The organism is Pseudonocardia sp. ICBG601, assembly GCF_020496245.1.
The window spans coordinates 1-3,663 of record NZ_JAHLJA010000210.1 but is presented as its reverse complement, the minus strand read 5'-3'; the positions used below and the strand labels follow the sequence as shown (position 1 = coordinate 3,663).

Below are 3,663 nucleotides of genomic sequence, written 5' to 3'. Positions count from 1 at the left end.
CCGTGCACCTGGCCCTGTCCGAGGGCCGCAAGTGCTTCTACACCACGCCGATCAAGGCGCTGTCGAACCAGAAGTACGCCGACCTGGTCGCCCGCTACGGGCGCGGACGCGGTCGGCCTGCTCACCGGCGACACCGCGGTGAACGGCGACGCCCAGGTGGTCGTGATGACCACCGAGGTGCTCCGCAACATGATCTACGCCGACTCGGACAAGGCGGCGAACCGGCGGCTGGACCACCTCGGCTACGTGGTGATGGACGAGATCCACTACCTGGCCGACCGGTTCCGCGGCGGCGCGGTCTGGGAGGAGGTCATCCTCCAGCTGCCCGAGCACGTCGCGGTGTGGTGGGTCTCTCGGCCACGGTCAGCAACGCCGAGGAGTTCGGCGACTGGCTGGTCGAGGTCCGGGGCGACACCCGCGTCGTGGTCGACGAGCACCGCCCGGTGCCGCTGTGGCAGCACATGATGGTCGCAACCGGCTGTTCGACATGTTCGGCGAGCGACGCACCCCCGGCGGGCCCGGGGAGGTCGTCGTCGACCCGGAGCTGGTCCGCTACACCCGAGAGATGGCGCGGCGGGACTTCACCACCTCCCGCGCCGCGGACCGGGCGGGCGATCGCGGTCCGCGCGGGCGGGGCGGCCCGCAGCGCGGACGCACCCGGGCGGGAAGACCGACTCCACGGCCGTCGTCGGCAGGGGGCCGCGCGGGGGGCGGGCCGTCGCGCGGGGGGTTCCGGCCGCCGTCGCGGGTGCAGGTGATCGACCGGCTCGACCGCGAGGGGCTCCTGCCCGCGATCACGTTCGTCTTCTCCCGGGCCGGTTGCGACGCCGCGTCGGGCAGTGCGTGCGGGCCGGGGTGCGCCTGACCGTGCCCGAGGAGGTCGACGAGATCCGCCGGATCGTCGAGAAGCACACCGGTGACCTGCCGCAGGCCGACCTGGGGGTGCTCGGGTACTGGGAGTGGCGCGAGGCGCTGGAACGCGGCGTCGCCGCGCACCACGCCGGGCTGCTGCCGGCGTTCAAGGAGACCGTCGAGGAGCTGTTCGTCGCCGGCCTGGTGCGCTGCGTGTTCGCCACCGAGACCCTGGCGCTGGGCATCAACATGCCCGCCCGCACCGTCGTGCTGGAGCGGCTGGTCAAGTACAACGGCGAGGCCCACGTCGACCTCACCCCGGCGAGTACACCCAGCTCACCGGGCGTGCCGGGCGGCGCGGGATCGACGTCGAGGGCCACGCCGTCGTGCTCTGGACTCCCGCATGGACCCGGAGCAGGTCGGCGGGCTGGCCTCCACCCGCACCTACCCGCTGCGCAGCTCGTTCCGGCCCGTCTACAACATGTCGGTCAACCTGGTCGGGCGCCTCGGCACCGACGCCGCCCGCGAGCTGCTGGAACGCTCCTTCGGGCAGTTCCAGGCCGACCGGTCGGTGGTCGGGCTGGCCCGGCGGATCGACCGCAACAACGAGGCCCTGGAGGGCTACCGGGAGGCGATGACCTGCCACCTCGGCGACTTCGCCGAGTACGCCGACCTGCGCCGACGCATCTCCGACCGGGAGAAGTCGCTGCGCCGCCAGAACACCGTCGCCGCCCGGGACGAGGCCACGGAGTCGCTGCGCGAGCTGCGCCCCGGCGACGTGATCGCGGTGCCCTCGGGCAGGCGCGCCGGGATCGCCGTGGTGCTCGACCCGGGGATCGGGGCGGTGTCGGCCGCGGGCCGTGACCCCGAGGTCCGGCCGCTGGTGTGCACCGAGGACCGGTGGGCGGGGCGGCTGTCGGCCGCGGACTTCCCGGACGCGGTGGAGGTGCTGGGCCGGATCAAGCTGCCCAAGCGGGTGGAGCACCGCTCCCCGCAGGTCCGCCGGGACCTGGCCGCCTCGTTGCGCGCCTCCCGGCTGGGGAGGGTCGCGCCGTCGGGCGTCGTCGCCGGCCCGGGGTGCAGGACGACCCGGAGCTGTCGACGCTGCGCCGGGCCCTGCGGGCGCACCCCTGCCACGCTGCTGCGACGACCGGGAGGCGCACGCCCGCTGGGCCGAGCGGCACGCCCGCCTGGAGCGGGAGACCGAGTCGCTGCGGCAGAAGGTGCGGGCCACGACGCACTCGCTGGCCCGGGCGTTCGACCGGATCCGGGCGCTGCTCGCCGAGCGCGGCTACCTCGTCCCGGCCGGGGAGACCGAGCCCGGCGAGGAGGAGATCACCCCGCACGGCCGGATCCTGGCCCGGCTGTGGGGCGAGTCGGACCTGCTGGCCGCCGAGTGCCTGCGGCACGGCGCGTGGGACGGCCTGGAACCCGAGGAGCTGGCGGCGGTCGTCTCGGCGCTGGTCTACGAGTCCCGCCGCGACGACGCCCCGATGCCGCGGCTGCCCCCGGCCCGGTGTCCGAGGCGCTGGAGCGCACCGTGCGGCTGTGGGAGGAGCTCGACGCCGACCAGCGCCGGCACAAGGCCGAACGCACCCGGGCACCCGACCTGGCCTTCGCCTGGCCGATGCACCGGTGGGCCCGCGGGGAGTCCCTGGCGCAGGTCCTGGAGGCCGCCGAGCGGAACGGGCACGAGCTGTCCGCGGGCGACTTCGTACGCTGGACCCGGCAGGTCCTCGACCTGCTCGACCAGATCGCCGGGGGCGCCGGGCGGTCGAGCCCGGTCGGGAAGGCGGCCCACCGGGCCTCCGGTGCCGTCCGGCGTGGTGTGGTCGCGGCCGGTATGCAGTAGCGGTCACCGGCACACGGCACCAGCGTACGGCACGAACGGACGGCCACGAACAGCGGCCACGAGCACGGCCACAGGCAGCAGGAACGACGAGAGAGACGGGCGGACGAGTAGGCGATGAACAACCCGCAGGGACCGGACCGGCATCCCGAGGATGCCGCGGGAGCGGACCGGGGAGATCCCCGCCTGGGGCACGCCACCGCCGGCGGGTGGGGCGCGGACCCCGAGACCACAGGAGCCTGGTCCCCCGAGGCGCGACGACCGTGACGGCTGGGCCACCCACGGCAGCACCGACGCGGGCTGGGACCCGGCCACGGCCCGCCGGGACGCCACCCACGACGCCGGCGGCGCGCCCGTGCAGGGCACCGGCGGCTGGGACGCCGTCCCGCCCGCCGGCGGGCGTCACAGCGGCGACACCGGCGGCTGGGCCGCCCACGACGGATCGGCCGCCGGCGGCGACACCGGGGACCGGACCCGCGCCGAGCCGCTGTGGGGCGACGAGGCGGGCACCGGCACCGATACCGGCACCGACGGCGGGTGGGCCGTGCCGACCGGGCGCCGCGCCCGTCGCCGGGCCGCCGGAGCCCCCACCGCGCCGTGCCGGCGTCCTCACCCGAGTCGCCCTGGGCCGACGCGCAGTCCACCGCGGCGGTCCCCGCCGACGGCGGGGCCGATGCGGGCGGGTGGCAGAACCCCGGACCCGGCGAGGACGAGCCCTGGGTGTCGCGGGACGCGGTCCGCTCCCCGTCGAGGACCCGGTTGTGGATCCTGGCCGGGATCGGCGCCGTGGTGGTGGCCGCGCTCGTCGTCGGGGCGCTGTTCTGGGCGGGCGTGCTCGGCAGCGACCGGCTCGACCGCACCACGCTGCAGGCCGGGGTCACCCAGGTCCTCACCCGGGACTACGGCCTGCAGGTCGGTGCGATCGCCTGCCCGGAGGACGTCGAGGTGTCGGCCGGCACACG

The 3,663-nt window shown here is 76.0% G+C and carries 1 protein-coding gene and 1 pseudogene; both read left to right on the top strand.

The features are described from left to right. Positions 1-2,704: pseudogene (locus KPL57_RS60680) on the top strand (DEAD/DEAH box helicase); the annotation flags it as partial. Positions 2,705-3,238: 534 nt separating this feature from the next. Then, on the top strand, positions 3,239-3,663 hold a 425-nt coding region (locus KPL57_RS71255; RefSeq protein ID WP_226358933.1), incomplete at its 3' end, for a DUF4333 domain-containing protein.